This window comes from Methanoplanus endosymbiosus (genome assembly GCF_024662215.1).
GTDB classification, from domain to species: domain Archaea; phylum Halobacteriota; class Methanomicrobia; order Methanomicrobiales; family Methanomicrobiaceae; genus Methanoplanus; species Methanoplanus endosymbiosus.
The window spans coordinates 2413861-2439248 of the sequence record NZ_CP096115.1 but is presented as its reverse complement, the minus strand read 5'-3'; the positions used below and the strand labels follow the sequence as shown (position 1 = coordinate 2439248).

General features: G+C 45.5%; 25 protein-coding genes. 6 read left to right on the top strand and 19 right to left on the bottom strand.

Going from position 1 to position 25388, the window contains the following annotated elements; all coding sequences use genetic code 11:
- Positions 1–102 precede the first annotated feature (102 nt).
- The 5 genes from L6E24_RS11020 to L6E24_RS11000 all read right to left on the bottom strand — a co-directional run bounded on the left by L6E24_RS11020 (position 103) and on the right by L6E24_RS11000 (position 7903).
- Positions 103–1299, bottom strand: a complete 1197-nt coding sequence (locus L6E24_RS11020) for a hypothetical protein (protein WP_257742030.1) — start codon at positions 1297–1299, stop codon at positions 103–105.
- Positions 1300–1527: 228 nt separating this feature from the next.
- Complete coding sequence (gene gyrA / locus L6E24_RS11015; protein ID WP_257742029.1) at positions 1528–4089, bottom strand: DNA gyrase subunit A; 2562 nt, start codon at positions 4087–4089, stop codon at positions 1528–1530.
- On the bottom strand, positions 4079–5998 hold the full coding sequence (gene gyrB / locus L6E24_RS11010; RefSeq protein ID WP_257742028.1) for a DNA topoisomerase (ATP-hydrolyzing) subunit B: 1920 nt from the start codon (positions 5996–5998) through the stop codon (positions 4079–4081). The genes gyrA and gyrB overlap by 11 nt, the downstream gene beginning before the upstream one ends.
- Positions 5999–6334: 336 nt before the next feature.
- Positions 6335–6643, bottom strand: a complete 309-nt coding sequence (locus tag L6E24_RS11005; RefSeq protein ID WP_257742027.1) for a hypothetical protein — start codon at positions 6641–6643, stop codon at positions 6335–6337.
- A gap of 111 nt (positions 6644–6754) precedes the next feature.
- Entirely contained in the window at positions 6755–7903 is a 1149-nt protein-coding gene (locus tag L6E24_RS11000; protein WP_257742026.1) for a geranylgeranyl reductase family protein, read from the bottom strand.
- A gap of 141 nt (positions 7904–8044) precedes the next feature.
- On the opposite strand from L6E24_RS11000, the gene pth2 reads away from it, so the two are divergent.
- On the top strand, positions 8045–8407 hold the full coding sequence (pth2, locus tag L6E24_RS10995; protein ID WP_257742025.1) for a peptidyl-tRNA hydrolase Pth2: 363 nt from the start codon (positions 8045–8047) through the stop codon (positions 8405–8407).
- The gene (gene truD, locus L6E24_RS10990; RefSeq protein WP_257742024.1) at positions 8404–9684 is read left to right on the top strand and encodes a tRNA pseudouridine(13) synthase TruD; all 1281 of its coding nucleotides are present in this window, start codon (positions 8404–8406) and stop codon (positions 9682–9684) included. Before pth2 ends, truD begins: the two co-directional genes overlap by 4 nt.
- Before the next feature lie 104 nt (positions 9685–9788).
- On the opposite strand, the gene sppA is transcribed toward truD, so the two are convergent.
- The gene (gene sppA, locus L6E24_RS10985; protein WP_257742022.1) at positions 9789–10595 is read right to left on the bottom strand and encodes a signal peptide peptidase SppA; all 807 of its coding nucleotides are present in this window, start codon (positions 10593–10595) and stop codon (positions 9789–9791) included.
- 9 nt (positions 10596–10604) lie between these two features.
- The gene (locus tag L6E24_RS10980; protein WP_373021010.1) at positions 10605–11249 is read right to left on the bottom strand and encodes a RibD family protein; all 645 of its coding nucleotides are present in this window, start codon (positions 11247–11249) and stop codon (positions 10605–10607) included.
- A 327-nt stretch (positions 11250–11576) separates the two neighbouring features.
- Between L6E24_RS10980 and L6E24_RS10975 the strand changes: the two genes are divergently transcribed.
- Positions 11577–12221 (top strand): CDP-alcohol phosphatidyltransferase family protein, encoded by a 645-nt coding sequence (locus L6E24_RS10975; protein WP_257742020.1) that lies wholly within the window; start codon positions 11577–11579, stop codon positions 12219–12221.
- On the opposite strand, the gene artA is transcribed toward L6E24_RS10975, so the two are convergent.
- On the bottom strand, positions 12193–13017 hold the full coding sequence (artA, locus tag L6E24_RS10970; protein ID WP_257742019.1) for an archaeosortase A: 825 nt from the start codon (positions 13015–13017) through the stop codon (positions 12193–12195). The genes L6E24_RS10975 and artA overlap by 29 nt on opposite strands.
- Positions 13018–13128: 111 nt before the next feature.
- Here artA and L6E24_RS10965 point away from each other — a divergent pair, with 111 nt between their 5' ends.
- A complete protein-coding gene (locus L6E24_RS10965; protein WP_257742018.1) occupies positions 13129–13443 on the top strand; it encodes a transcription factor S in 315 nt (104 codons plus the stop codon).
- A 69-nt stretch (positions 13444–13512) separates the two neighbouring features.
- On the opposite strand, the gene L6E24_RS10960 is transcribed toward L6E24_RS10965, so the two are convergent.
- The 9 genes from L6E24_RS10960 to L6E24_RS10920 all read right to left on the bottom strand — a co-directional run bounded on the left by L6E24_RS10960 (position 13513) and on the right by L6E24_RS10920 (position 20414).
- Positions 13513–13671 (bottom strand): hypothetical protein, encoded by a 159-nt coding sequence (locus L6E24_RS10960; protein ID WP_257742017.1) that lies wholly within the window; start codon positions 13669–13671, stop codon positions 13513–13515.
- Positions 13672–13922: 251 nt separating this feature from the next.
- Positions 13923–14372, bottom strand: coding sequence for a nucleoside-diphosphate kinase (gene ndk, locus L6E24_RS10955; RefSeq protein WP_257742016.1), 450 nt, complete (start codon positions 14370–14372; stop codon positions 13923–13925).
- A 6-nt stretch (positions 14373–14378) separates the two neighbouring features.
- On the bottom strand, positions 14379–14570 hold the full coding sequence (locus tag L6E24_RS10950; protein WP_257742015.1) for a 50S ribosomal protein L24e: 192 nt from the start codon (positions 14568–14570) through the stop codon (positions 14379–14381).
- Between the two features lie 2 nt (positions 14571–14572).
- The gene (locus L6E24_RS10945; RefSeq protein ID WP_257742014.1) at positions 14573–14779 is read right to left on the bottom strand and encodes a 30S ribosomal protein S28e; all 207 of its coding nucleotides are present in this window, start codon (positions 14777–14779) and stop codon (positions 14573–14575) included.
- Positions 14780–14790: 11 nt separating this feature from the next.
- Positions 14791–15159: a 50S ribosomal protein L7Ae gene (rpl7ae, locus tag L6E24_RS10940; protein WP_257742012.1), complete on the bottom strand. Its 369-nt coding sequence runs from the start codon at positions 15157–15159 to the stop codon at positions 14791–14793.
- Between the two features lie 237 nt (positions 15160–15396).
- Positions 15397–17517, bottom strand: a complete 2121-nt coding sequence (locus tag L6E24_RS10935) for a DUF2298 domain-containing protein (protein ID WP_257742011.1) — start codon at positions 17515–17517, stop codon at positions 15397–15399.
- Positions 17514–18479 (bottom strand): lysylphosphatidylglycerol synthase transmembrane domain-containing protein, encoded by a 966-nt coding sequence (locus L6E24_RS10930; RefSeq protein ID WP_257742010.1) that lies wholly within the window; start codon positions 18477–18479, stop codon positions 17514–17516. The genes L6E24_RS10935 and L6E24_RS10930 overlap by 4 nt, the downstream gene beginning before the upstream one ends.
- The gene (locus L6E24_RS10925; RefSeq protein WP_257742009.1) at positions 18463–19182 is read right to left on the bottom strand and encodes a glycosyltransferase; all 720 of its coding nucleotides are present in this window, start codon (positions 19180–19182) and stop codon (positions 18463–18465) included. Before L6E24_RS10925 ends, L6E24_RS10930 begins: the two co-directional genes overlap by 17 nt.
- Complete coding sequence (locus tag L6E24_RS10920; protein WP_257742008.1) at positions 19179–20414, bottom strand: NAD(P)/FAD-dependent oxidoreductase; 1236 nt, start codon at positions 20412–20414, stop codon at positions 19179–19181. Before L6E24_RS10920 ends, L6E24_RS10925 begins: the two co-directional genes overlap by 4 nt.
- A 185-nt stretch (positions 20415–20599) precedes the next feature.
- On the opposite strand from L6E24_RS10920, the gene L6E24_RS10915 reads away from it, so the two are divergent.
- Both L6E24_RS10915 and L6E24_RS10910 read left to right on the top strand, forming a co-directional pair.
- A complete protein-coding gene (locus L6E24_RS10915) occupies positions 20600–21772 on the top strand; it encodes a tubulin/FtsZ family protein (protein WP_257742007.1) in 1173 nt (390 codons plus the stop codon).
- Positions 21773–21779: 7 nt separating this feature from the next.
- Entirely contained in the window at positions 21780–22907 is a 1128-nt protein-coding gene (locus L6E24_RS10910; RefSeq protein WP_257742006.1) for a hypothetical protein, read from the top strand.
- A 254-nt stretch (positions 22908–23161) separates the two neighbouring features.
- Here the strand turns inward: L6E24_RS10910 and gltA are convergent, their stop codons facing one another.
- Together gltA and L6E24_RS10900 are read right to left on the bottom strand one after the other, a co-directional pair.
- Positions 23162–24511 carry an NADPH-dependent glutamate synthase gene (gene gltA / locus L6E24_RS10905; protein ID WP_257742005.1) on the bottom strand — a complete coding sequence of 450 codons (1350 nt, stop codon included), beginning with the start codon at positions 24509–24511 and terminating at the stop codon, positions 23162–23164.
- Positions 24504–25355: a sulfide/dihydroorotate dehydrogenase-like FAD/NAD-binding protein gene (locus L6E24_RS10900; protein ID WP_257742004.1), complete on the bottom strand. Its 852-nt coding sequence runs from the start codon at positions 25353–25355 to the stop codon at positions 24504–24506. The genes gltA and L6E24_RS10900 overlap by 8 nt, the downstream gene beginning before the upstream one ends.
- Positions 25356–25388: the final 33 nt, after the last annotated feature.

Below are 25388 nucleotides of genomic sequence, written 5' to 3'. Positions count from 1 at the left end.
TCAAATACAGATTTTTCAAAAGAATAGTTTTTTTTGAGCCATATAATCAGTGTGAACCAGAAATCTGATTCACACACCAGTATTATCCGGACTTATCTGGTCTCATCTTGACGAGTCAATACTAAGATCTTCCTCATACTTTACAAACTTCTCTCCGTCCATACGAATCAGATAGACAACAACGTGATCAGTCCCGGCTCCCGGTTCAGAAGCCTCTGCACTCACCTTTGTACCAACAGGAATATGATATTCGTCAGCCTCAATCTTTCTTAATTCTGTGTTTACCGTGCCGTCCGGCTTTGTGACCACAATCTCAATTCCTCCGACGACATTCTCATCAGTTCCGCCTTTGAAAAATACTTCAATATTTCCGGTTGAAGGACTCTTTTTAACTGACACATCAGCCCGTAAATATGAGAGATGCCAGTAAGCCTCTCCACTGTCCCCAACCTTCATCTTCAGATAGGTATCCTTATTCAGCTTAAAGGACTCAGGAACATCAAATACAAGCCATCCGGTTCTCTCACCGGCAACTGACATATTGTGTAGTTTACCATATATTGTCTGCCCGACATAGATGTCACCGAGATCCTCCAGTACATAACTTCCGACAAGTTCCTCATCCTCTGCCTGACTGTTTTTAATAACTGCTCCCATTGGGGGGCAGATATTCAGTTTTGCCTCATATGTCTCAGAACCGTCAATAACTGTAAAGTCAGATGCAGAAGGCGACATAAATGTCTCTATTGTATCTCCCTCAAGAGCCATCTTAACAGCCAGCATTACAAATTTCCTTCCGGAATCTGCATTCTCTGTCACAGTTCTTCCCTTCTTCATATCAACAACAGGATACAGTTTAGTAGTCTTTAAATCACCAAGTTCAATGAATGAATTGGTATAAGAATCATATCTTGTAAAAGATCTTCCGGACGATGGATCAAAATAGACTATGTCATACTTCTCATAGGCATCAGGATACATATAGTAATCCGCTGCTGTAACCGCAGAAACTCCGGAATTTACAGCAGATTCTGCCTTAGCAGCCACAGTTTCCTCTGCTGAAGTTCCTGCATCAGTTTCTGCGGATTTATCTGCTGAAAAAACACTGTTCATCTTAACCGGAGTCTCAGACGGCAGAGCAGTGCTTTCAGCAGAAACTCCCGCAGAATTATCATCAGTCATTGTGTTATCAGCTGTATCTCCACCTGAAGAAGAGACGGGCCCGGTTGTGCATCCGGAAATAGCAACAGATATGAGCAGTAACACAGTTATGCAACCATATAAAAATGAATTCCCCATAATTATTTCTTGAACATAAGTATGATATATAATTTTTGAAACTCCGGCATAGCAGAAAATTCCGATAAAAAAGCAGATACAGAAGTAACTGGCACGTATTTAATCACATAAAAAGATAAATGACAATTATAAATTATCAGTCATTACCGGAATTTCTGAAAATCCTGAAAAATTGCAGAAAAATAAATGAATTGATTAACCCAATAAATTAATCATTCAAACTTAATATCAGAACAACTCAGACTGTCCGGAACTATGATTCTCCTTTACCGGGGCATCATGGTTATCTTCTGAATGACTGCTGCCACTATCACCGGAATTTACGGAATCATCCAAACCATCATTCTCCTCTTCATCCCCATCAGAACCAAGGACTGTAAATCCGACAACCGAGTCACCGGAATCAACCTTCATCACACGGACACCCCGTGTCCCGCGTTTCTGAATGGAGATCTCTGATACCTTTGTCCGGATAACAATACCCGAACTGCTCATAAGGATGATCTCGTCATCATCACTTACAGCCCTTGACGCAACAACACCGCCTGCAACATCGGTCTGGATATTTCTAACACCCATTGTTGCACGCCCGTGTCCCCTGAACTCACCAAAGTCGGTTCTCTTGCCATATCCCTTCTCGGTCACAGTCAGCAGATGATCCATCTCAACCGCAGAGATGTCCTTTAACTCATCCATAAAGCGGAGTTTCATACCCTTCACACCAAGAGCATTCCTGTGTCTGAGAGGAATTGTATTTGCACCCATTCTGAGAGTCTGGCCCTGAACAGATGTAAGCACAAGCTCACCATCATCACCCATCTTTAAGACACCGACAAGCTCATCGTCATCCCTCATTGTAATCGCATTCATGCCGGTTGTTCTCGGCCTTGAGAATTCATTCTGAGGAATCTTTACAACCATGCCGTGCTTGGTTGAGAAGAGGAAGAACTCATCACTCTTAAATTCCGATACCGGAATTAAGGCACTGACCTTCTCCTCACCAAGATTCAAAAGGTTTACAATGGCCTTGCCCCGGCTCTGACGTGAGGCTTCCGGAATGTCATAGACCTTCAGCCAGTACACCCTTCCGGCAGAGGTGAAACAGAGGAGATAATCATGTGAATTTGCAACAAAGACAGTCTTTACAGCATCCTCATCCTTGCATGCCATTCCGATTATGCCCTTTCCGCCGCGTTTCTGTCCCTTGTATGTATCAAGAGGCATCGACTTGATGTAGTTCTCACCAGTCAGTGAGACCAGAACTGCCCGATTCTCAATGAGATCCTCCTTATCAAAGTCATCCACATCATGGGTGATCATTGTCCGTCTCTCATCTGAAAACTTCTCACCCATCTCCACAGTCTCCTGACGAATCTTTGCAAGGATATGATCCTCATCAGAGATAATCAGGTTGAGCCTCTCAACCTCATTTAAAAGGCCGTCTCTCTCGACAAGGATCTTCTGATGTTCAAGTGCCGCAAGCCTTCTGAGCTGCATCTTAAGAATTGCATCAGCCTGAACCAGATCAAGGCCAAAGTTCTCAACAAGAGCCGCCTTTGCCTCTTCACTGTCTTTGGATGCCCTGATGGCCGCAATAACCGCGTCAATATTATCAAGGGCCAGAAGCAGACCCTTTAAGAGATGCAGGCGATCTTCAGCTTTCTTAAGCTCAAATCTGGTTCTCCGGAATACAACCTCCTTTCTGTGCTTAATGAACTCCCCAATAAGCTCTTTTATTCCGAGAACCCTCGGTTTACTATCGACAATCGAGAGGTTAATGATACCAAAGGTGCTCTCAAGAGGTGTGTGCTTAAACAGCTGGTTTAATACCACAAGGGGCACAATTCCGGATTTAAGCTCAACGACAACCCTTATGCCATCCTTGTCAGACTCATCACGCAGGTCAGATATGCCATCAATTCTCTTATCCTTGACAAGTTCTGCGATATGCTCAATCAGCCTGGCCTTGTTGACCTGATAGGGGATCTCAGTGATGATAATCCTGCTCTTCTTCCCCATATCCTCGACTTCAGCCACACCACGGACTTTAATCCTGCCTCTTCCGGTTGAATACGCACTTACAATGCCGCTTCTCCCAAGAATCACACCTCCGGTAGGGAAATCCGGCCCGGGAATATGCTCCATGATCTCAGAAACAGAGATCTCCGGATTGTCGATAACACTGCATACTCCACGGCAGACCTCACCTATGTTGTGCGGCGGCATTTTGGTAGCCATACCGACAGCAATACCGTCAGAACCGTTTACAAGAAGATTTGGTATCTTTGACGGAAGAACAACCGGCTCTTTTAAGGACTCATCAAAGTTGGGTGTAAAGTTAACCGTATCCTTATCAATATCCTCAAGAATTGCCTCAGATACAGGGTCAAGCCTTGCCTCGGTATAACGCATAGCTGCCGCAGAATCACCATCAATTGAACCGAAGTTACCCTGCCCCTCAACGAGAGTGCAGCGGTATGAAAACGTCTGGGCCATCTTGACAAGAGTGTCATATATGGAAGCGTCCCCATGAGGGTGGTACTTACCCATTACTTCTCCGACAATACGGGCACTCTTTTTATACGGCTTGTCATGGGTATTGCCCATCTCACCCATTGCAAAGAGCGTTCTCCGGTGGACAGGTTTCAGACCGTCCCTCACATCCGGAATCGCCCTTCCGATGATGACTGACATCGCATAGTCAAGATAAGAAGACTTCATCTCCTCTTCGATATTGACAGAGACGATACGCCTGCCTGATGAAAGCGTAGATATATCTTCAGATGTCAAGGTTTGTCACCTCCTTTGCATGTCTCATGATAAATTCACGGCGGGCATCAACATCATCCCCCATAAGTTTTGAAAAGATCTCATCAGCATATGTTGCATCCATGATATCAACCTGTTTTAATACCCTCGTCTCAGGATTCATTGTAGTGTCCCACAACTGATCTGCATTCATCTCTCCAAGACCTTTGTACCGCTGGATTGAAACGCCCTTGTCACCGTATTCTGCAACAGCCTCTCTCATCTCCTCTTCCCTGAAGGCGTACTTTTCCGTCTTTCCCTTCGCAATCCTGTACAGAGGTGGCTGTGCGATATAGATATAGCCATTCTCAATCAGATCAGGCATATAACGGTAAAAGAAGGTCAGCAGAAGTGTGCAGATATGTGCTCCATCAACATCAGCATCAGTCATCAGTATGATGTGATGATACCGTGCCTTCTCAACATTAAAGGATTCTCCTACACCACAGCCGATTGCAGATATAAGAGCCTGAATTTCAGTATTTTTAAGTATTTTATGAGGGCTTGCCTTCTCAACATTGAGAATTTTACCCCTGAGAGGCAGAATAGCCTGAAAAAGCCTTGAACGACCCTGCTTTGCAGAACCACCCGCAGAATCACCCTCAACAATATAGACTTCACTCTTTGCAGGATCTCTCTCAGAGCAGTCTGCAAGCTTTCCCGGAAGTCCGCCGCCCTCAAGTGTACTCTTTCTTCTGGCAAGTTCCCTTGCCTTCCTTGCAGCTTCCCTTGCCTTTGCAGCGCCAAGGGCCTTCTGAACAATAATCTGGATAACCTTCGGGTTCTCCTCAAAATATTCTATCAGTGACTGATAGACGAGTGAATCAACAATACCCTTAACATTGCTGTTCCCAAGCCTCATCTTGGTCTGGCCCTCAAACTGCGGCTCGGCAATCTTGATACTGATAACTGTATTGAGACCTTCCCTTACATCCTCACCTCTGAGCGGTGTTGAGATCCCCTTCAGGAGGTTGTTGTCCTTTGCAGTTTTGTTGATGGCTCTTGTAAGAGCACTTTTTAAGCCCTCAAGATGCGTTCCGCCCTCACGGGTGTTGACACTGTTCACAAAAGTAAGAATAGTTTCGGAATATGCTGATGAGTACTGGAGTGCCACCTCAACCTCAACCTTGTTTGGCTCATCAGAGGTGTGAAGGTAAATAACATCCTTGTGGATGGGATCTTTTCCTGATATGAGATGATGTACAAACTCCTTTAATCCGCCTTCATAATGGAAAACATCCTCAAAATCATCTCTCTTATCCGCAATTTCAATCCTTATTCCGCTGTTTAAAAATGCAAGTTCACGCATCCGGTGGCTCAGGACATCATAGTCAAAGGTGACTGTCTCAAAGATGAGAGGGTCAGGCATGAATGTAATCTTTGTCCCATGCTCAGGACCGGTGCTTGATGCATTTACCCTTGAAGATAGAGGTTTTGCAACCAGACCACGCTCAAAGCCCATCTCGTGAATATAACCGTCACGGTGTATCTCAACATTGAGGAATGTGGAGAGTGCGTTTACAACCGAAACACCGACCCCGTGAAGACCTCCTGAGACCTGGTAGGTATTCTTATCAAACTTTCCTCCGGCGTGAAGGACAGTCATAACAACCTCAAGTGCACTCTTGCCTTCCTGCTCATCCATTACATCAACAGGAATACCTCTTCCGTCATCGGTAACAGTGCATGAACCATCGCTGTTTATTGTGACAGATATATTATTGCATATGCCGGCGAGCGCTTCATCCACAGCATTGTCAACCACCTCATAGATAAGATGGTGCAGACCGCGTGTGTCTGTGCTTCCGATATACATGGCCGGACGTTCCCGTACAGGGTCAAGCCCTTCAAGAACGGTAATATTTGATGCATTGTAATTATTTTTAGCCAACCGGAATTTCCCCCCTGGTGTTAAAGCACTCTTTAACTGATATTCTCAAAAACAGATTTCCTGAATTCATCTAAAACCTTCCGTCTAAAATATGTAATATTTGCTGAGCAAAAATGCTGTAATTATATTGTCTTTATATATAGATAAAGGGATCACAATTATCCGGAAAAAGAGATTATAATTGATATTTTCTGATTTTTCAGCCGGAATAATCACTCAATCACAACAGAGGAGAACACCGGAAATATGTGGCAGACAGGCTCACCTGAACCACCTGATATTTCAGGGAAATTTTGTGCCGGAAAAATCCGGAAAAAAGGATTTTAAAATCAGATTTCAGTCATATTTTCCGGAATCAGGATCTGTTATTCCAAGTTCCCTGTCAACCGCAATAACAAGCCTTCTCATCGTCCTGATGACACCATCGAGATCATCGGCATCCATCTGACCGTTCTGATGCCACATAACCTTCTGCCGCAGTGACACAACAATCTCCTCAATCTCAGTACCTCTGAACTGCTCAGGTATCTCCAGCCCCACCATATGATCAGAAAGACCGTTCCAAGCCCTTGCAGGTGGAAGGCTGAGACGTTTTGAGATGAGCATAATTACGGTTAAAAAACCCTTTCCAAACTGACTTGTCATATTACGGTTTTTGCAGTTTATCCGGGATAAAAGTAATTGACTCCGGCCGGAAAGATTACCGGAAAAACCCAAAACCAAAACGGTGAGACAAAAAAAGGCAGCAAAAATAATTCAGGATGAGAATACCGACTTCATCTCCATACAGGCCGCAAGACCAAGTGCCTTAATCACTGCCGGTCTTTTGAGCACTTTCCGGATGATAACTCCTGGCCTGTCCATATCACCGTACTGTATGATGTCAGCCTGAATATCCGGCCGTGAGAGCACCCGGCAGATGTCGTCTATCTTCTCATCTGAAAGATTTCTCCTCATCTTATACATCATCATACCAATCTTAAGCTCACGTCCGAAATCGCCCTTCCACCGGTCTTCATATCTTTTAAGATCAGAATCTGAAAAACTGTTCTTCTCTATGCACTCAAGTGCCGTCTCAGAAGCATGAAATGCAGACCTGACACCTGTATAAATACCGCCGCCTGAGGTTGGCTTGGCAAAACCTGCGGCATCACCGACAAAGAGTGTCCTGTTATGATATGTCTTAGGCATTACACCAAGCGGAACTGTGCCGGATACAAGGTGCACATTTCCGGGGCCAAAGCGCTTTATGAACTCAGAAAACCTCTGCGGGACATTCTCTCCACCACAGAGTCCCACCCTTGCCCGCCCTTCTCCGGCAGGAATGACCCAGCCAAAGAAGTCCTCAGATGCACCGGGATATATCTCAACAAGGTTATGACAGCCCGGACAGGAGACTTCAGCCTGTGCACCGGAGAGAATAATCTCCTGCCGTTTTAAGCCATAATGACGTGACAGTACGCTTCTTGGCCCGTCGGCGGCAATAATCATCTCTGCCTGGATCTCTTCCCTGCCTGCCTGCCCGCGTACAAAGACATTGCCGTTCTCTGCACCGCAGACATATGACTTAAGCCTGAACTCTGCTCCGGCATCTGCGGCATTCTCTGCCATCTCACGGTCAAGTGCCGCCCTGTCAACAACATATGCCTTTGTTTTTCCGGAGTCAAACTCCAGAACAGAACCGCCCGATGAGACGATCTTTGCACCTGACACTTCCTGAAAGACTGATCTCTCAGTGACACGGCATTCATCAAAGGCATTGCAGCTTAAAAGTCCTGCACACTGCACAGGGTAACCTATGGATGCATGCTCTTCCAGAACAAGCACTTTAAGGCCGGACTCAGCACAGAACCGTGCAGCAGCACTGCCACAGGGCCCTCCGCCAACAACAATCACATCATACATCTGTGGTTATATTTTATTCCGGAAATCCAATAAAGGGAACTGAGTGGGATGAAATGCACAGTAAACCGGAGATGAAAAGATCATCTGCCACTGCACCATCTGGTAACTATTTCATTCACAAAACCAAAAAGTTATGACATAATGACCCCTGAACCTGTATTTGCATGGAAACAGTGCCTGATCATACGAAGTGACGTTAAAATGAGCTGCGGCAAGAAATGCGCCCAGCTTGCACACGCCGCAGTTATTGCATATGAGAAGGCCGATAAGATTACAAAGAAGAAATGGTATGATGAGGGAATGAAGAAAGTAGCCCTCAAGGCAACCTCCCAGAGGCAGTTATACGAGCTTAAGACCATTGCGGAAGAGGCAGGAATCTCAGCCGCAATTATCACCGATGCCGGAATGACTGAAATTCCGCCGGGAACAGTCACAGCACTGGGACTCGGCCCCGCCAAATCTGAAGACCTCGATAAGATAACCGGAGACCTCTCACTCCTATGATGAAAAGCGAATTTGAAACCGAGAAGATAATCGGGACAGAATATTACATAACTGACTCTTCAGGGACAGGAGGCATACTCAGAAAAACGCCTGAGGACTTCATTGTAAAGGAGATATACGGTGAGAAGAAGATGACAGGCGGCCCTTACCTCATCTGCGAGCTTGAGAAGACAAACTGGGAGCTTCAGAGAGCTGTAAAGGAGATTTCAAAGAGGCTTGGCATCAGCCACAGGAGAATCGGGTGGGCCGGCACAAAGGACAAAAATGCCGTCACCACACAGCTCATCTCACTGTATAACATAGACGAGGAGAGAATCTCAGCCTTAACCATAAAGGATATGGTGCTTAAACCAGTAGGAAGAGCCAATGCACAGCTATCACTTGGCGAACTTAAGGGCAACAGCTTTGGAATTACGATAAGCGACTGTGACTGCGGAGAGGATAAGATGAGAGCGGCGGCTGAAGAGTGCCGTATTGCCGGTGAGAAGGGAATCATTCCAAATTATTACGGCATACAGCGCTTCGGAGCAGCGAGGCCAATATCCCATCTTGCAGGGCTTGAGATCCTGAAAGGAAACTACGAGTCAGCAGTAGCCTGCTATGTAGGCATGTCATTTCCGGACGAGAGGCAGGAGACGAGGGAGGCAAGGGATATATATTACAAAAACCGCGACCCTGTTGAGGGCCTGAATGTAATTCCGGTCTTTCTCCGGTATGAAAGAGCAATGCTTCATCACCTCACAGAGATACCGGGAGATTATCAGGGCGCACTGAAGGTACTGCCTCCAAAATTGCTCTCCATGCTTGTCAGTGCCTGCCAGTCCTATATATTCAACAGGGCACTCTCTCACAGAATAGAATCAGGCACAGGACTAGACGAGATTGTCACCGGCGATCGGATCATCTTTACAGGCGGAAAGGAGGATATTGCAGATGATAAGAATATCAACACCGCGAAGGTACATATGAAAAGGGGACGGTGCATGCCGGCAATATTTATGCCCGGCAGTGAGGAGTACAGAGTCTGCGGTGAGACCGACACCTATATTGAAGAAGTTATGGCAGAACTTGGCATAAACAGGGAAAGCTACAGAACTGCGGCTGCATTTACAGAGACCTCCTTTAAGGGCAATACAAGACCTGCGGCAATAAAAGCAGATATTTCATATGAATTACTGGAAAACAGCATGAAGCTTGACTTCACCCTCCCGCCCGGACATTACGCAACAACCGTATGCCGGGAGATAATGAAGACAAAGCCGCTGGATATGGCCTGATAACAGACAATAAGAATAACAAATCAGATCTAAAATAAAACCCTCTTTTAAGAAAAAAAACAGAAAATCCCGGCATCATATAATGCCGGAGAAGTATTCAGATTTCAGGCAGTTTCACCCGTAAAACCGACTCTGCTGAGTTCCCTTGCCCCTTCCATAGCAGCATAGAGGTTGCCTGTCCGGTCAACAAGCCCAAGCTCAATTGCCCTCGCACCACGGACAATCTGGGCCTCCTCAATATCAGAGCGTGTGATATTCCTCTGCACCATCACATCCTCAATGAAGAGTTCAAAACTCTCATCAACGATATTCTGGACATAATCCCTCTCCTCATCTGTCATGGACCTGAATTCCGATCCTATATCCTTCTGATCACCGGATTTCACAACCGAAACATTGACTCCTTCCTTCTCAAGAGAGCCGCTGATGTCATGAAATGTCCAGATTGTACCTATGCTCCCGGTCATTGTATCCGGATTTGCATAGATCAGATCAGAGTGCGAGCTTATATGGTACGCCGCAGAGGTTGCAATATCACCCATTGAGACGACAACAGGCTTTTTTGCTTTGGCATACTCGACATCCTGAATGATCTCCTGTGCGCCTGCCGGAGAGCCACCCGGACTGTTGACCCTGAGAACTATTGCATCAACGAGAGGGTTGTCCGCTGCCTCGCGGATCTGAGAGCCGGCGTACTCACTGCCGATATACCCGCCACCATAGCTGTTCCCCGAAACAATGGTCCCTTCAATCCGGACAACTTTAACGCCGCCCTCCTCAGAAAACGGAATGAATGCCAGAGCAATGATGAGAAGAACAGCAATCAGAATTCCGGCTAAAAACCACTTCAGCCCGTTCTTCCGGAGTTTCTTCCTCTCTATCTTTCTCATCTCATCTTCAAACCAGGACATGGGTTCAGATCACCGGTACAGGACATCATACTCAGTAACAAGATTAGTGCCGCATAGATAGTGCCTCTTAAGTTCAAGCCGGAACATCTCATCCTCAGATTCAATGTGCATGCCGCCCACAAGCGAAGGAGTATCAAATCCACCTACAATGAACGGAAGGTGAATCAGCCTTATTTCATCAACCAGCCGGTTCTGAAGCATATAATAGTTCAGAGTAGGCCCGCCCTCAACCATCAGGGATTCAATTCCATAATCCCTGGCGAGAATTTCCATGAGGAGAGTATAATCGACATGAACACCACCTGCAACCACAACTTCCACACCACGGCTCTTCAGATATGTTATATTTTCAGGATCTGCTGACTCTGTAACGGCAACAATCGTCTCTGCATCGTTTAAGAGGACATTTGAGTCAGCCGGAAGATCACCCCGGCTGCATGGAATAACCCTCACCGGACTCTTTCCCTCAACATGCCGCACTGTAAGAAAGGAGTTGTCAATTCGTATTGTATTTGACCCGACCATAATTGCATCATATTCGGCCCTGGTCTTATGAAGCAGGATATCGGTCTTCTCATCCATGTACTTCATCAGTATCTTGCTTGAAGCGCCCTTCTTTAAGGTCAGTTTACCATCAGCAGTGATTTCTGACATTATGAGCACATGAGGTTTCATCTTATTTTCAGACATGATAATCAGATATTACTGTTTTATCTTCTTTTTGCAGTCAAAACAGTTATCATTTATTATTATTTAAATGGCCTTTAACCACCAGGTTTGATGATAATAACAGGCAGGCATATAATAATTGATCAGAATATAACCCAACCAATATGGCAGAGCACACATAATAAATAACCCGGATCAGCAGTATATCCGGCAGATCCAGGTAACAAAGAATATGACAATAAGGCATAAATAAATTAATAGTACCGGTCAAGTTGGTTTTTTCACACTGCAATGACTAATAATAATCAGGATATGAATATTACTTCCCTCAGACCCAAATTTACAAGATGCCTTGAGCCTCTGGCAGGCATCTTCATAAAACTGGGCATCTCCCCGAATATGATAACTGCCCTCTCCCTTATTGCCGGAATTATCGCAGCTTATCTCTTCTTTAACAGAATGTTTCCGGCAGGAGCGCTCATGCTGTTATTATCAGCAGTGCTCGATCTCACAGACGGCAGTGTTGCAAGGGCAAAGGGAAAAGAGAGCAGGTTCGGCGCTGTAATCGACTGGATTGTTGACAAATATGTGGACGGCATTGTAATTATTGCAATAGGACTCTCCGGAATACCGATAATTTCAGGCATAATGAACCTGCCCCCGCAGTATATTCCGGTTGCAGACTTCGCAGTTGCGGCATTTGCCCTCTTCGGCTCAATGATAAATACATTCATAAAGCCGGTTGTCTATGCCGAGGCAGGATTTCAGGAGAGAGAGGACGGGAAGATAAACGACCCGCTTGAAGGAGTAGGGTTCTTTGGAAGGCCTGAGACAATAATCATCCTTATTCTCGGAGGTCTTACCGGCATTATATGGGTTTCAGTGATCATTGTTGCGGTCTGCACAAATCTCTCCGCCATACAGAGAATCATTTACCTCTACCAAAACCTCCGGTAAACTCCTTTATTTTACCACAATAAAGGCTTACAATCTCTTCTGAAAATTCACCCAGATTTCTGTTAATCCTGAAGAGAAGAAGGGCAAGGACTATCAGAAATACAAGTGCACCCAGTTCTGCAATCACATTATGCGCCCAGAAGAAACTCTCATAGCCATATTCTCCGTTTGATGCAATCTCAGGCAGCACCTGAAGCCACTGTCCTGTATATGCCATAATAACAAAGACGTTCCTGAAGAGGTTCAGGATATAGATTACAGGCGCGACAACCAGAAAAGAGAGAACCTTCTCACGGGCTGTTGACGGCACACAGAATGCAAGCCCAAGCATAATGGCTATCGCCTGAAGACCTGTGCAGGCAAGGATGATCTCAACCCTGAATCCGTCATGCGAGACCAGATTCCATGCAAGCTGTGTGACATCAAAACCTATTGCATTCAGAATAAAGACGCACTGTGATGTTACTATGCTTATGAGGGCATCACCAACCGGCTGGATATAGGCAAAAGGCACATAGATTAGAAAGGCAATTGCCGCGCCTCTGCTGAGATAATGGACATATTTATTGCCCTTTAACAGCTCCCCCGCTGTAATAACAGCAAAAGGAATCCCAAGTATCCCGATAACCGGATATAAAAAATTATTTTCGGCATTTATGTAATGCGGAATATCGGCTACAACGGAGGCGATGATAAAAATCCAGCCTGTAATCGCAGGATATTTCCTGAACCTCTCAGGAACTATAAGAAATATAAGAAATGATATTGCAGACGCAAAAACAAGGGCCGCTTCCATTCATTAATTATTTGATCTGAGAAGGTTTTTAGGTTGCTATTTTACAAAAAAAAGAACCTGAATATGTCTGATTAGCAAGGATTATTCACAGATAAAATAAAAAATTATACAATGATGTTTTGTCCAGAGTGCAAAAGCCTGATGAAGGCATCCGGCGGAAAGCTGAAATGTATCAGATGCGGTTTTGAGAAAGATATTGCTGATAAATCACAGTTAATGAAGACATCAACAAGGACAGAGAAGGAGATTGTAATCGTTGACAGTGAAGATGAGATAGCAACACTCCCGACAATCGCAGCAAGATGCCCGGAGTGCGGACACAACACGGCATTCTGGTGGCTTCGCCAGTTGAGATCTGCTGATGAGAGCGAGGTCCGGTTCTTCAAATGCACAAAGTGCAAATTCACCTGGCGTGAATACGACTGAAAGGAAATAACCCGTAAACTACCCCGCCCTGTTTACGCAGGGAGAGGGGTCTGAAATGAAAACTTCAATTTAATCAGTACCGTTCAGACGAAGATTAACCGGCCCGTTGACAGGGCCACTACTGATCATCTCCTTTACAGGAGAATCACAGATACTTTTTTTGATTATTTTAAGAGCGCCCCCCATCGGCATCCGGTAATTCACCTGCGGAAGACTGAAACAAACCATATTTTGTCCCGTGATTAGAGCATGAATTATTATTTATGACAGGCCAAAATGCAGGAGCATCACATTTAGATGTATATCTAATCTTTTGATTATTTACATTTGGGACATATGTCCTAAAATTGCACACTTTGATCCTAAAAAGACCATATCAAAGCTATCTGCTCCGGATTACAGAACAGAGATATTAAAAATCAGCTTTCAGAAAATCAGAATTGCTTAAGAAAAAAAATCAGAATTTCTTAAGAAAAAAATTATTCATAGAGATATTTCTCATCTGCTCTCTCGTATGAGATAATTTCTTCCGGTCTGAAATGAATTCCAATCTCACGCTTTGCAGTCTCATTGGAGTCTGAACCGTGAATGACATTCATCCCTATCTCCATTGCTAAGTCACCGCGGATTGTGCCCGGCTCTGCCTCAGCAGGGTTTGTGGAGCCAATCATTTTGCGTGTAACTGCAACGACATCCTTTCCTTCAAAGACCATAAGGAAGCATGGCCCGGACATAATATAACTCTTAAGACCGGGGAAGAACGGTTTTTCAGCATGCTCTGCATAGTGTTTCATTACACGTTCTTCAGGAAGCATTTCAAACTTGCCTGCTGCCATCTTGAGACCTTTTGCCTCAAGGCGTGCAATTACTTCACCGATAAGTCCGCGCTGAACACCGTCAGGCTTAATCATCAGAAAGGTACGATCCATTGGGGATCACTCCTTTCCGAGAGCCTTGCGACCTGCCTTTGTCCAGGTTACACGGCGTGGAACTCTCTTCAGTTTAAAGTTGTTCTGGCACTTTGAACTGCAGAAGAAGAGAATATTACCATCCTTCTTTACGAACATCTTGCCCGTTCCCGGTTCGAGAGTCTCACCGCAGAATGAACAGATATATGTGTCCACCATCTTTACCGCCTCGATAGTTTCTTTGCTTCTCTTTCAGTTTCAAGGAGCATAAGGACATCACCCTCGCGTATAGGGCCTACTGTATTGCGGGTAATGATCCTTCCCTTGTTTGAGCCATCAAGAATGCGGCACTTAACCTGCTGGGCTTCACCATGCATTCCGGTTGCACCGATTACTTCAATGACTTCAGCCGGCGTTCCGTCTGCCATTTCAGTTCACCTCACTGTCTGAGTTCGGCGATCTGTCCGACAAGCTCTTCTATAAGTTCTTTTGCCTTGCCCGGCTTTACAATTGCTGCTGCTGCTGAGCCTACATCGAGGCCGCTTGCTGCACCGACATCATTCTGCTTATTGATGATGACGTATGGGCACTGCTTTTCGTCACAGATTGCCGGCAGGTGCATTACAATCTCCTCAGGTTTGACATCGCCGCCGATAAGTACAAGCTGCGCAATGCCTCTCTCGATAGCTTTTGTTGCCTCGTTTGATCCTTTCTTGATTTTACCGGTATCTCTTGATAATTCAAGAACTTCAAGAGCTTTATTCTGAATTTCTTCAGGAGCTTCAAATTTTGCATATACTTTAGACATAACTCACCTCATTCAGGAGCAAGAATAAATTGGAAACAAAAATTTCCTATTTACGATTCAGGTAGCGTGTTACTCCTTCATCACTCATCAGTAGCCTTGATGTAGCTATTATTATTCACCACCGGATGAAATAAAGGTTGCCAAACACCTATACCGGCAGGAAAAAAATGAGAAGTGAAACCTAAAGAGGCACACCCGGATTACAGATATTAATTCACAGCCAGATCCGGTTAAATCCTACAATAAAGAATAGACTGTTACTTCTTCATTTTCAAAGATTACCCTTAGAGAATCTTCCGGAATATTAACATCATAGGCTTCCCGCTCTGCCTCTCCAACGTATAATAGTCCCGCGCCGTATTTCTGCATCAGTGCCACAGTATCAGCTGGGTTTTCATATATTTTCCTGACATCACCCATCCGTGCTCCGACATTGCCTTCATCACCCCTCCACATCTGCTCATGGAAGGGCATGCCGATTACAGACGGAATTCCGGTCATTGACGAAATTCTTGAATAATAGGTATAGTCCCCGCCTTCAGCCTCAACGATTGTCAGGTTGCCCTCAAGGCCGTTTAAGAAGGAAACAGCGTCATAATCGTATGGCTGCTGAACTTTCATCCACGCAGTGCCGTCAAGAGTCTTTCCGCCGTAACCGTAGTTCATATCCGGAAGTATAACCGGCACAGCAAAGATTACTGCAAGGACAATTACCAGCAGAGCAGTCCTTCTTCCGGATGAACAGACAGAATCAGACACAGATCCAAATCCCGGAACTTCAGGAACTCCTGAGGGAGATAACTCATCCCTTCCGCATAAGAGCAGATCGCCCTCTTCTGAGAATCCGGCATCCGGCCCGCCGTTTCTCCGTTCATAAAGCCGGATAAGCCCCGCACCAATATAATACAGGGATGAGACAGCAAGCATCAGCCAGGCAACAATTGAAAACTTAAATACCGTATTCATCCGGTAATAAGTGTCCCCCATATTATCCTTCAGATAAATAATCTCAACAAGGGTGATGAGCAGAAGTCCGGCAATCGCAAAGAGATCAGCAGGAGATTTGTTCTTTCTTTTAATCAATGCAAAGGCAGGAATAACAGCAACCGCTGCACTGAGATAACCCAGTAATAAAAACGGAATCGCAAGAATCAGAATCCGGGTTTCTTTCCAGATATCACGGGCTGTTTCCGCATACAGTATGACAATAAAAATTCCCCAGACCAGCATAAAAGGAACAATATCTGTCGGAGTGTTCACTATGCCGACACCCTCAATGCCGGCACTGTCCATCATCAGATAAAACGGGGCATATATCAGAACCGAGACTACCGGAACAGTGACAAGAAAATACAGGGCATTCCGGATGTTTACTCCGGACGAATAATCCCGGTACAGAATATAGCCTGCAAACAGCAGAAAGAGCGGTGCATAGAAGAGCACATCCCAGCTGTTCACAGGAGGCATAGTGCCAAGGGAGAGAGCAGCGGCAAGCCCACAGAAAACTTTCTCCATCCATTCCATTCTGCTCCATCTTTTAAGGATGAATGCCATTATGAAGATGAAGAGACACTGATTCATTATCGATATGACATGGGCATGCGGATCGCCCCAGAGCATTGAGAAGATCGGAAATTCAGTGATAGCACCTTCAATAGTCCGTGTGCTCCCCCACATAATTCCGTTTATATCAGAACCTGTAAGTGCGAGATGAATAAATGAAGGGTTTACGAGGAAGAGCGCAGCAAGAGGAAGCCAGCAGTACTTCTTCAGCATCAGCCTGCCAAAGGCATAGAGCGAAAGCCCGGCATTGGCAAGGACAGTTGGTAAAATCAGATTGAAGACTATTGCAGACTTTGTAAAAGCCGTAAGCCCAAGAGCTCCCATCATCCAGTGACCCAGATAATAATAGACATTCAGGCTTCCGCCGGCGTACCAGGGATCAAGCGGCACAACGACCGGATTTCTCATAACGGATGCCAAAAAAGCGTGATCCATAAACTTTTCAGCATATGATACTGACGGGTTTAAGTACCTTACCTCAAGCATAAAGAGGAAGAGAATGAGAAATACAAGGTCCCATTTCAGCACGCCCTCAAAGGCATCTCTGCTGTATTCACCCTTAAATGCAAAATATACTATCGCAGCAACGAAGGGTATAACAGCGGCCTGCACCGGAATTCCGGCAATTCCGGCATACCAGGAGAATAGTGCAAAGAGCATCAGGGAGAGAGGGTATGAGACAGGGTAGGCATACTCCTTAAAAGTCCCTTTAAATACCGGCCATAACCCGGTCTGAATAATCTTTAAGACAATCAGCCAGGATATAACCGAAAATATCTGAAATTCCGGTGTCAAACAACCTCACCTTTATCAATGCCCTTTGAAAAAGCCCTCTTTAACAGCTTTACAGACCATTCACCAAAGAGATACATCGAGATTATGCCGCCGCCGAGAGTTACAAGATTCTTAACCAGATGATCAATGACTGCAATAAGCGTTGCAACCGCCGGGGCAACACCAGAGATCTCAAAAGTGAGCGCAAGGGCAACCTCATAAGTGCCCACACCTCCGGGAGTGAGGGGCACAGCCTTTACCAGATTGCCGATGACAATTGCCAGAATAACAACAAGAAATGGTATATTGACGTTGAACATCAGGGCAATCACATAGCAGATGAGACTGTCCATAAGCCATATGACCAGTGAGATAAAACCAAGATATATCAGAGAAACGGGTTTTAAAGACGCACCCCTGACCTCATTTAAGAGGCCTATAAGCAGTGCCAGATATTTGTTCTCAGAAGCAAAATTTCCGCTGAACAGTAAAAAGAGAACAAATGCCGCACAGAGCGCCAGAGTTACATATATAACAGTGATAAACCAGTCCGGAATATTGAGGATAAACGGCACAGTTGCAGCACCAAGCAGCGCAATAACAGCAATATCAAAGAACCGCTCAACAACAAGGGATGAAAGTCCGGTAGGATAATTGGTTCCCTTCTCATGTTTTAAGATCAGCAGCCGGACAAGATCGCCAAGCCTTGCAGGGATTATCAGATTGGCAGTCTGTGATATGAAGATACATGCGGTTGAGAGCAGCACAGTGATCCTCTCACCGAGATTTTCAAGGATATTCCTGTACCTGTAGCCACGGACAAACCAGGCAATAATACAGATAACAACCGAAATTACAAGATATGCAGGATCTGCATTCTCAAGAGCAACTATAAGATCGTCCCAGACCCTTGCAAGCATTATGGCTATAATTCCGACTGCGAATAATGTCGGAATTACAATAGCACTAATTTTTTTCAGCATAAAGCCGCCACCAGAGTTTTAAGACGGAAGATCCCATTGAAAAGACATCTTTGGGCCTGACAGTCGTTCCCGAACCGGTTCTCCATTTCACCGCAAATTCGTCAACACGGTATCCCCTCTTCTGTGCAATAACAAGAGCCTCAGTATCCCAGAACCAGTGTCCGGATTGTATATCCGGAATAAGCTTCAGGATCTGAGCCCTTCTGAAGGCCTTAAATCCGCACTGGTGATCATACAACCGGCTTTTGAGAATTAACCTGACCATCATATTGTAGCCGCGGCTCGCAACCTCGCGTCCGGCTGTCCGGACGATATCACTTGACGGAAGGAGGCGTGAACCTGTTGCAGCATCTGCACCGTCTCTGATGTGGGTAATAAGTTCAGACAGGTGCGACATATCAGTTGCAAGATCGACATCATAGTAGCAGACAATCTCACCCTTCGCCGCTTCAAAGGCACGGTTAAGCGCTCGTCCCCTGCCAAGCCTCTCATCACTGTGAAAGAGCCTGACACGGTTATCCCTCTCCTCCCATTCAAGGACAAGTTCACGGCTGCCGTCTGTGCTGCCATCCTCTGCAACTATTATCTCAAAAGAGTCTGAGACAGTTTCAAGGACTTTTATTGATTCGGGAATTGCGGTTTTAAGTGAATCAACATCGTTGAATACCGGAATTACCGCTGAAACCTCCACACTGCTGTTCAAGAGAAATCCCTCATAATTCTCTCTGCTGCATCGTAACCTGCCACAACAGAACCTTCCATACTCCTTTCAGGGTAATTTGATTCTGAAAACATGCCTGCCGGATAGAGGCTGCCATAAGAATTTCCAGGGATCATATCGTGATATCCGGTAACATAGACAGGCCCGGCATATGGTTCAGTCTTTATAATAGACCAGTTAATCTCAGAGTCCTTTACGCCAAACCTTGAGCAGAAATCCCCAACCATAATATCCTTAATCTCAGGAGCAGGTCTTTCTGAGAAGTATGAGGCAAGGTACACTATATGCTCCCCATACCTATCCTTATCAACAAAATTTGTATGCCCGATTACAGCACCGTAAGGTGCTTTATCCCTGACATTTACCCAGTATATGCCGTCAAGAACATCACGCGTCATTCCGATTGTGACACATGCCGCACCCTGATACGGGAGATTACCGAGATCAGGCCCGCCAATCCTCTTCAGTTCTGCCGGACTGACAGTTGATACAACAGCACCATAGTCCTTCCCGTTTACAGTCCACCCTCCGGACGTATTCTCCATCAATGAACTGACAGATGTTCCGGTATAAACATTACAGCTCTTACCTGAGGACTTAATCTCTTCTGTAAGCCTCTTTATCAGTGTTACATATCCACCTTTAAGATAGCCAAGCCTCTCACCCTCAACTCCGCGATCAGACCTGATGGCAATTCTTGAGATAAGCCACGCCGCAGAGACCTTATCTGACATATCCCCGAATTTGCTCCTGAGCAGAGGTTCAAAGAAACCGGAATATACAGATCTGCCGCATTTCTCTTCAATATACTCCCTCGCAGTAATGCTGTCAAGATCTTCTGCACTTATCTTTCCTGCCCTGAGAGTGAGCATACCCAGCCTGAATTTATCAGATAATGAAAGATGCCGGTATTTAAGAATGTCAAGAGGTGTTGTAAGCGGGTGGATTGTACCGTCAATCAGATAACCAGTACTGCCTTTAAGCCATTCGAGATCTCCCTTCAGGCCAAGTTTTTCCATAAGTGAAATGAGGTTTTCATCCCCGGAAAAACAGTGGTGATAAAAATCCTCAATATATCCGTTTGCTGCCTGTGATGAGGAGAGGCACCCTCCGGGCACTGTATTTTTCTCAAAAATATCAATATCCGCAAAATCCTTCAGCATGTATGCCGCAGAAAGCCCGGAAAGTCCTCCTCCAATAATGCAGATATTCATTCTGTTCTATATTTTTACTGAAAATGATTTTATCCTTTTCATTATTACGCCATTGCTCAAAACAAAACATTTAATTTTCCGGCGGAGGCGCATAAGAAAGCTTTTGAAGTTATGAGTACTACATTTTTATATCCCGAAGAGAAGGAAACAGGAATAATCTTCACTCACTGGATGGTGTATAATAAATGAGAGTCTTTTTCATAGGATTTGGCCAGGCCGGGGGCAAAATTGTCGATATGTTCATCGAACAGGACAAAAAAGCCCCGGTTAGAAGCTTCAGAGGTATTGCAGTAAATACTGCAAGAACAGATCTGATGGGCCTGAGAAATATCGAACTCAAGGACAGAATACTTATCGGACAGACGGTTGTCAAGGGCCACGGTGTAGGCACTGATAATGTCACCGGTGCAAAGATAACTGCTGATGAGATTGACAGCATTATCAACACAATTGATTCGAGAGGAACCCACGATATAGATGCATTCGTTGTAATTGCAGGTCTTGGAGGCGGTACAGGCTCCGGAGGAACTCCGGTACTCTGCCGCCACTTAAAGAGAATTTACCGTGAGCCTGTATATGCAGTAGGAATACTCCCTGCTCCTGAAGAGGGCAGACTTTACTCCTACAATGCAGCAAGAAGTCTTTCAACCCTTGTCAACGAGGCCGATAATACTTTTATCTTTGATAACAGCGCCTGGAAGAACGAGGGAGAGAGCGTAAGGATGGCATATGAACGCCTCAATGATGAGATAGTCAGACGTTTTGGTGTTCTGTTCCGCGCCGGAGAAGTCGGCAAGACAGGTGTCGGTGAGATGGTTGTTGACTCAAGTGAGATCATCAACACACTTCGTGGCGGAGGAGTCAGTTCAATAGGATATGCAATCAGCGAGAAGGTAACCAAGAGCGCAAAGCAGAAGAAAGGCTTTCTGGGTGGATTTTCGGTTAAGAAGAAGGATAACGCCGAAGAAGTACTCACAGGGGAGGACAAATCCGCCAAGATCATCGGCCTTGTCAGAAGAGCAATGCTTGGCCGCCTGACTCTGCCGTGTGACTATACAACCGCTGAAAGGGCGCTTGTTCTCATAGCCGGACCTTCTGATGAGATGGACAGAAAAGGTGTTGAGAAGTCCAAGTCATGGGTTGAGGAGAACATCGCGGGCGTTGAGGTCCGTGGTGGTGACTATCCGCTTGAGAGTTCAAAAATTGCAGCAGTGGTTGTCCTTGCATCTATCGGAGACGCGCCACGCATACGCGAACTTCTTGAGATTGCAAAGGAGACAAAAGAGGACGTTATCAGATCAAAGGAGAGACGTGTTACCATGTTTGATGACGACTCGGTTGATCCGCTATTTGAGTGATGATTATATGAGAACAAAAATCTTTATTTTTCTGGCACTTATACTGGCACTTATTATCTCAGTGCCGGCAGCATCAGCAGCAGTAAGTTTTGACGAACCGGTAATTACCCTTAAGCCTGATCAGGCAGCCTATACTCCGGGGGACAGCATCTCGGTAGCTGCGGAAGTGAAACTTTCAAGTACAAGTGATTCAACATTTCCTCAGGCTCATTCACTTGAGGCATATACTGAGCTTGACGATCCAAAATGGTATTACACAATTCTGATCAATGGCCATGGAGAGGAGCAGGAGTCAACAAAGAAGAACCTGATAATATCCGGATATATTCTGGAATACCCGGCAGATGATAATGAAGTTACAGTCCGGTACAGACTTGAGGCTGACATTCCGGAGGTACCGACAACCGGCGAAAAGACATTCTTTGATCTCAGCCAGATCGATGCAAGCGGAGGACTGGTGCCAGGTATGGATGAGGACAATCGTATTGTTAAAAGGACAATTTTAAATCCCGAAGACATCTCAAAACTGAGAGGCATTGTCAAAGAAGAGCTTGACACCCTTGAAAACCAGATCCAGACCAAACAGAACTCCGGTGTGGACGTTACAGGTGCTCAGAACCTCTTTACCCAGGCTCAGGACAAATATGAGGCTTCAGTCACTGCATCATACTCCAATGCAAACACAATGTTAAATGATGCCCTCAAACTTATTGATGAAGCTGAGGTTGAACTCAACCGTGCATGGGCACAGAAGGCAATAGATGATGCACAGAGTTCAATTACAGCCATTGACTTCTATCTGACTGACTTTAAGGTCAACAGGTCCATGACAAATGATGCCCGCGTCATCAACATTGAGACCAAGATTGAATCCGCACAGTCATCACTGAACTCTGCAAAGTCACTGATGAATGACCAGAACTACGCTCAGGCATATACCATTGCAGAGACATCAAGAAGCAAGTCACAGGAAGCCCTGACATCCGCAAAAGAAGTCTATGCAGAGGTTTCAAAAGGCTTTGTTCCGGACCTTGGCGGTCTGACGATAATATTTGTAATTATTGCTGTGGTAATAATTGGTGTGGCAGGCATTCTGATATACAGAAGATATTCATCATGGGATGAGCTTGGATAATTAAATACATAATTTTAAAAATTTAAAAGTATTTTATTTCATACAACCCATCCGGCTATACTTTATTTAAAGGGAGATAAAAATAATCTCCTCATCAGAAATAATCTTTTTTTACGAATTTATTTTGGCAATACTCAATAAAAAAAGTCACTCATGTGCCAGCATTTCTGCCTGCACACAGATAATAGATGAAACATTCAGGTGATTTAATGTGAATGTTTCATGAGAAAAATAAAAAATAGACTGGGATAACCCTATTCTTTCATCAGCATCTCATTGATGCTTTGTGCAGCTTTTCTGGCAGTACCCATCGCCTCAATGACAGTTGCCGCTCCGGTGGCGATATCCCCGCCGGCATAGATCCTGTCAACTGATGTAAGGCCGGACCCATCCACAACCACATTGCCCCTCCTGCCTCTCTCAAGCCCCTCTATAAGGGATACAAGCAGTGGATTGGGACTCTGCCCTATTGCTTCGATAACAACGTCCACATCAAGCGTAAACACTGCATCATCACCTTTCAGAGGAACAGGGCATGGCCTTCCGCTCTCATCGGGTTTGCACATCTCCATTCTGACGCACTCAATACCGGTTACGACAGGCCCGCCGAGAATTTTCACAGGGTTTGCACAGCAGAGAAATTCAACACCCTCCTCAACTGCATTGCGTACCTCTTCGTCCCTTGCAGGAAGATCTTCCTCACGCCTGCGATAGATGAGATATACCTCCGCACCCATCCTTCTTGATACCCTTGCAGAGTCCATTGCAACATTTCCGCCGCCGACAACTGCAACACGGCTGCCCTTCATCACCGGAGTATCATACTCCGGGAAGGCATTGGCATGCATGAGATTGACACGGGTCAGGAATTCATTTGCAGAATAGACACCATTGAAATTCTCGCCCTCAATGCCCATGAAGGAAGGAAGTCCTGCTCCGGTTCCGAGGAATACTGCATCAAATTCCAGGAGTTCCTCTACAGATACTGTCCTTCCGGCGATGTGATTGAGCTTCAGTTCAACACCCATATCCAGAATCTGCTGGATCTCAGCCTTAACAATCTCCTTTGGCAGGCGGAATTCAGGGATACCATATGTCAGCACACCGCCGGCCTCGTGCAGGGATTCAAAAACAGTCACAGAATGGCCGTACCTTGCAAGTTCGGCTGCTGCCGTAATTCCGGCAGGCCCTGAACCGACAACTGCAACCCTCTTTCCGGTTGGCGGCATAATTTCCGGAAGAGTAGTTCCGGCTTTCCTCTCCCTGTCAGCAACAAATCTCTCAAGTGCACCTATTCTGACAGGCTTCTCCTTATTGCCAAGAACACAGAGACCCTCGCACTGGTTCTCCTGCGGACATACCCTTCCGCATATTGCAGGAAGCATATTGTCCTTTTTTATAATCGCAGCAGCGCCTTTAAAATCCTCTTCAGCAATTGCCCTGATAAATGCAGGAATATCAATATTTACCGGACATCCCTTTGTGCACTGAGGACGCACACAGTCCATACACCTGAGTGCTTCAAGTACGGCATTCTGCTCAGAGATACCCTCATTGACCTCTTTAAAATCAGCAATTCTCTCATCGCCTGATCTCTTACTCATGGTGGTCTCCTCCGCATGAGCACTGGTGATCCCGGAAAAGTTTAAGCGACTCCCTCTCCTGATCAGTGTATGTCCTCTGCCTGGCCATCAGTTCATCCCAGTCCACAAGGTGGGCATCAAATTCAGGACCGTCAACACAGGCAAATTTAGTCTCACCGCCGACTGTAACACGGCATGAACCGCACATGCCTGTGCCGTCCACCATGATAGGATTGAGGCTGACATAGGTTCTGACCTTGTACGGAATGGTTGCCATTGATGTGATCTTCATCATAATGCCGGGGCCGATTATCCATACGCAGTCAATCTTCTCACCGTCTCCAAGCTTCTTCTTGAGGATGTCAGCCGGAAATCCGTGGAAACCAAAACTGCCGTCATCGGTGCAGACAACAAGTTCATCACAGTGAGTTGCCAGTTCGTCCTTTAAGAGCAGAAGGGATTCATTTCTTGCACCGATAATTCCCGTAACATTATTCCCAGCTGCTTTGAGCGCCCTTGCAAGAATAGGCAGGCAGGCAATACCGACTCCGCCGCCTATTACCACACAGTTTCCAAAACTGCCCATCTCACTCGGATGCCCGAGAGGGCCTGCAATATCCCTGATCTCATCTCCGGCTTTAAGGGTTGAGAGATATGTTGTCGTCTTTCCGACTGCCATAAAGACAATTCTTACAAGACTGCCGTCAGTCTCTGAAATTGTAAGAGGTATTCTCTCACCCAAATCATTTATTCTTATTACTACAAACTGTCCTGCCTGCGCATTTTTCGTAACATGAGGCGCATTTATCCAGAACTCAAAAATATTATCTGCGATCTCAGTCGCCTTCTCAATTGTATATCCCAATAGATTCACTCCGGAGTAAAAATTTGTGTATAT

Excerpts from the sequence above, each read along its gene's own strand:
- L6E24_RS10965 (WP_257742018.1), top strand. The coding sequence starts at position 13,129 with ATGATGTTTTGTCCAGAGTGCAAAAGCCTGATGAAGGCATCCGGCGGA.
- truD (WP_257742024.1), top strand. The coding sequence starts at position 8,404 with ATGATGAAAAGCGAATTTGAAACCGAGAAGATAATCGGGACAGAATAT.
- L6E24_RS11020 (WP_257742030.1), bottom strand. The coding sequence starts at position 1,299 with ATGGGGAATTCATTTTTATATGGTTGCATAACTGTGTTACTGCTCATA.
- pth2 (WP_257742025.1), top strand. The coding sequence starts at position 8,045 with ATGACCCCTGAACCTGTATTTGCATGGAAACAGTGCCTGATCATACGA.
- L6E24_RS10960 (WP_257742017.1), bottom strand. The coding sequence starts at position 13,671 with ATGGTTTGTTTCAGTCTTCCGCAGGTGAATTACCGGATGCCGATGGGG.
- L6E24_RS10930 (WP_257742010.1), bottom strand. The coding sequence starts at position 18,479 with ATGCTGAAAAAAATTAGTGCTATTGTAATTCCGACATTATTCGCAGTC.
- L6E24_RS11005 (WP_257742027.1), bottom strand. The coding sequence starts at position 6,643 with ATGACAAGTCAGTTTGGAAAGGGTTTTTTAACCGTAATTATGCTCATC.
- L6E24_RS10950 (WP_257742015.1), bottom strand. The coding sequence starts at position 14,570 with ATGGTGGACACATATATCTGTTCATTCTGCGGTGAGACTCTCGAACCG.
- gltA (WP_257742005.1), bottom strand. The coding sequence starts at position 24,511 with ATGAGTAAGAGATCAGGCGATGAGAGAATTGCTGATTTTAAAGAGGTC.
- L6E24_RS10945 (WP_257742014.1), bottom strand. The coding sequence starts at position 14,779 with ATGGCAGACGGAACGCCGGCTGAAGTCATTGAAGTAATCGGTGCAACC.
- L6E24_RS10975 (WP_257742020.1), top strand. The coding sequence starts at position 11,577 with ATGAATATTACTTCCCTCAGACCCAAATTTACAAGATGCCTTGAGCCT.
- sppA (WP_257742022.1), bottom strand. The coding sequence starts at position 10,595 with ATGTCCTGGTTTGAAGATGAGATGAGAAAGATAGAGAGGAAGAAACTC.
- artA (WP_257742019.1), bottom strand. The coding sequence starts at position 13,017 with ATGGAAGCGGCCCTTGTTTTTGCGTCTGCAATATCATTTCTTATATTT.
- ndk (WP_257742016.1), bottom strand. The coding sequence starts at position 14,372 with ATGGATCGTACCTTTCTGATGATTAAGCCTGACGGTGTTCAGCGCGGA.
- L6E24_RS10920 (WP_257742008.1), bottom strand. The coding sequence starts at position 20,414 with ATGAATATCTGCATTATTGGAGGAGGACTTTCCGGGCTTTCTGCGGCA.
- L6E24_RS10910 (WP_257742006.1), top strand. The coding sequence starts at position 21,780 with ATGAGAACAAAAATCTTTATTTTTCTGGCACTTATACTGGCACTTATT.
- L6E24_RS11000 (WP_257742026.1), bottom strand. The coding sequence starts at position 7,903 with ATGTATGATGTGATTGTTGTTGGCGGAGGGCCCTGTGGCAGTGCTGCT.
- rpl7ae (WP_257742012.1), bottom strand. The coding sequence starts at position 15,159 with ATGTCTAAAGTATATGCAAAATTTGAAGCTCCTGAAGAAATTCAGAAT.
- L6E24_RS10915 (WP_257742007.1), top strand. The coding sequence starts at position 20,600 with ATGAGAGTCTTTTTCATAGGATTTGGCCAGGCCGGGGGCAAAATTGTC.
- L6E24_RS10980 (WP_373021010.1), bottom strand. The coding sequence starts at position 11,249 with ATGTCAGAAATCACTGCTGATGGTAAACTGACCTTAAAGAAGGGCGCT.